This window comes from Photobacterium kasasachensis (genome assembly GCF_050336885.1).
Taxonomy (GTDB): domain Bacteria; phylum Pseudomonadota; class Gammaproteobacteria; order Enterobacterales; family Vibrionaceae; genus Photobacterium; species Photobacterium kasasachensis.
Genome location: NZ_JAKJSH010000054.1, coordinates 1 through 2,452 on the forward strand (window position 1 = coordinate 1; position 2,452 = coordinate 2,452).

Annotated in this window: 5 protein-coding genes; 1 reads left to right on the forward strand and 4 read right to left on the reverse strand. The window is 38.8% G+C overall.

The features are described 5' to 3' along the window. On the forward strand, positions 1-182 hold a 182-nt coding region (locus L4D19_RS30045; protein ID WP_428455444.1), incomplete at its 5' end, for a peptidylprolyl isomerase. 121 nt (positions 183-303) lie between these two features. Here L4D19_RS30045 and L4D19_RS30050 read toward each other — a convergent pair. The 4 genes from L4D19_RS30050 to L4D19_RS30065 form a co-directional block, all read right to left on the reverse strand. Next, a complete protein-coding gene (locus tag L4D19_RS30050; protein ID WP_428455445.1) occupies positions 304-975 on the reverse strand; it encodes a hypothetical protein in 672 nt (223 codons plus the stop codon). Between the two features lie 51 nt (positions 976-1,026). Continuing rightward, on the reverse strand, positions 1,027-1,338 hold the full coding sequence (locus L4D19_RS30055; protein ID WP_428455446.1) for a hypothetical protein: 312 nt from the start codon (positions 1,336-1,338) through the stop codon (positions 1,027-1,029). Between the two features lie 304 nt (positions 1,339-1,642). Continuing rightward, positions 1,643-2,056, reverse strand: coding sequence for a DUF6559 family protein (locus L4D19_RS30060; protein WP_428455447.1), 414 nt, complete (start codon positions 2,054-2,056; stop codon positions 1,643-1,645). 128 nt (positions 2,057-2,184) lie between these two features. Beyond that, positions 2,185-2,452: hypothetical protein (locus L4D19_RS30065; protein WP_428455448.1), on the reverse strand; the 268-nt coding region annotated here is incomplete at its 5' end.

Genomic DNA, 2,452 nt, shown 5'->3' on the forward strand with positions numbered 1-2,452 from the left:
ATAATGATTTTCTTGATCACACAGCGACAACCAATTTAGGCTGGGGTTATGCAGTCTTTGGGAAAGTCACTGCCGGTATGGAAGTAGTCAATAAAATAGCCAAAGTGCAAACAACATCAAAATTAGGTCATGATGATGTGCCACGCGAGGCAATCATTATCGAAAAAGTAACCATTAAATAATGTAATTTGCGAGTGTCACTTTTACGGTGGCACTTTAGCTTATAACGCCTGCAATAAGGTGTGCCCCACTGAACCAACAAAGCACACTGAACTCCATACCAAAACCGCCGAGTGTAAGGCATCACCTTGATTGCCTTGTTAAGTCTCTTTTGTATTGATCAAGCTTAATTAAAAATTGAACAATAAAAGCTTGTTCGTTTTCATTTACCGTCAAGGAACGAGCAAACTCAGCTTCTTGTCTAATTTCAAAACACTGTTCAACTGTTGCGCCGTTGTTACCATAAAGAATGCCTGCAGGCCATTCATGCTCACAATATGAGAGCCAATCAAGGAGACTACTGAGTAAAAGTTCTTTGCCTTCTATACGGTTGGAATCTAACTCATAGCACTTACGGTAAAAATCCATTTCAGCTAACGAACCAAGCTCTTCAAAAACACCTTTCGTTTGATATATGTTTTGAGCCAACTTTCCAAGCCATAAAGTCGAATCATAATGCCCTACTTCAAATCCTTTCTTTAAGGTGGGGTAAACCAGGTTTACAAAGAGTTCATGCCGAATACAACAATGAGTATTCTTCTCTAGCTTCGGTAGATATTTCCACACCCAAGCTCGTATTTCGTCTTCATCCTTAAACGAATTTATAAACAACTGAACCGAATTTTCTGCCTGCTTTTTCAGTCCAGCATTCCGCTCTTTTTCAAACTTTTTAAAGTACTCAATATTCATAAGGTTATTTTCTTTGAGACTTAACGCCTGCAATAAGGTGTGCCCCACTGAACCAGCAAAGCGCACTGAACTTCATACCAAAACTGCCGAGTGTAACGCATCACCTTGATTGCTTTGTTATATTTTGCTTGCGTACAGGTCATGTAATTGGGGCTGGTTTTTACCAGAAATTATCTCGTTACAGCAAGACGCTTCAATTGGTGATTGATTTTTTGTATGCACTCCATCCATTATTTCCAACAGCTGAAATAAACTATTATCAATAGCTTCAGTAACAATTTCACGCACAAATGACTGCTCAACTTCAGATAGATTTGATAACCACACTTGAGCATCATTTGAAATATCAGATTGGCTCCCTTCTGACCAATCGATGGAGAAATCCCTAGCTTCTTCTTTTATTAATTGAACAAATGATTCACCGTTCATGATCACTCCAAAATCATTACACATGGAACTGGTTAAAATATCTTTGATAGCGTAGGTAAACAATCAAACAACCTAACCGATAAAGACCAGCATTAAGTTAAAGCTTTTTCCGATTTATTGGCTATAAATGCAAGATTAAGACTCTAAACTTTCCAGTTCGTTAAACAAATTTTCGACGGCAGTTTCTGCACAAAATATAACGCCTGCGATAAGGTGCCCCATACTGAACTAACAAAGCACACCGAACTTCATACCAAAACCGCCGAGTGTAACGGGTCACCTTGATTGCTTTGTTAAATGGTGATTAATCACCGCCGTCTCCACCACCATCACTTCCTCCGTCAGAATCGCCATCATCACTCCCCTCAGGGCTAAATCCTGAATGTAATGATACAACCAGTAATGACGAAAATGAAAAGCCCGAAATACCGTAGAATATAACATCAGATACTTCTTCTCGGATTGTTTCATAATCAAAGTCGCCATCTATATTTTCATAGATTTTGCTGAATTCTTCAGGAGAACAATACATAGCGTATGCATAAGAATTATCTATAATAGCGGGAGCGTTACTATTTCCAATTTTCTGACGCGTTATAGCCGCATCAACTTGTTCTTTAGTAAAGTAATTCTGATAACCGTAGTTCGCTTTTAAATCTCGTGGTATTTTTCTAGCATACCTTTTAATCTTACGTTTCTTTAAATAATTTTGAAACATCGGTATATCCTTGAACCATTTAACGCCTGCAATAAGGTGCCCCATGCTAAACCAACAAAGCACACCGAACTTCATACCAAAAATGCCGAGTGTAACGGGTCACCTTGATTGCTTTGTTATACACGTGTTCAAAAGTTACAACGACCTATTGGGTAAGGTAGTTTCATATTTTGGGGCTCGAAATCAAAGACCACGTACTTGGATTCATTTAGAAAAGCCTCAAACATAATATGTTCTGAGCTTGCACCGATGTATCGCTCAGCAGCACTTGGTACCACTTTGTATATGTGCCCCGTAAACTGTAGTGTGCTACTTGGCTTTATTGGTTCATACGAACCACTTGCACTGAGGTAACCTACCACTCCGTGCTCTTTTAAATATTCTTCGTTTGAATTA